Here is a 382-nt window from a genome sequence, read left to right as displayed (position 1 = left end):
CGCTTCAACAACGCAGGGTAAGATGAAGTGAGTGAACAGGGAGGCGAGTAACCTTGAATACCCCAGAACAATGGCAGCAGATTGCGGATTTCATCGGCAAGCAACACGTCTTGACGCTGTGCGCCGGCGACGGCCTCGACATGTGGTGCGCCAACTGTTTTTACGTGTTCGACGCCGCGACGATGGCGCTGTGGCTGATGACCGAACCGCACACCCGCCACGGCGGGCTGATGCTGAACAACGGCCGGGTGGTCGGCACCATCGCGCCGAAACCGAAAAGCATCGCGCTGATCCGCGGCGTGCAATACCGCGCCGAGGCGGTGCTGCTGAGCGGCGAAGAAGCCGAGGCGGCGCGCGCGCGTTACTGCAAGCGCTTCCCGAT

Annotated in this window: 1 protein-coding gene; it reads left to right on the top strand. The window is 62.6% G+C overall.

Annotated elements, in window-relative coordinates; translation table 11 throughout:
- Positions 1–53: 53 nt before the first annotated feature.
- Positions 54–382, top strand: a 329-nt coding sequence (locus HFC70_RS26700) for a hypothetical protein (RefSeq protein WP_168476324.1), incomplete at its 3' end; no start/stop codon positions are given.

Source organism: Agrobacterium sp. a22-2, from assembly GCF_012276985.1.
GTDB lineage: Bacteria > Pseudomonadota > Alphaproteobacteria > Rhizobiales > Rhizobiaceae > Allorhizobium.
The sequence above is the reverse complement of the archived record's forward strand: the minus strand, read 5'-3'. Positions and strand labels throughout refer to the sequence as shown.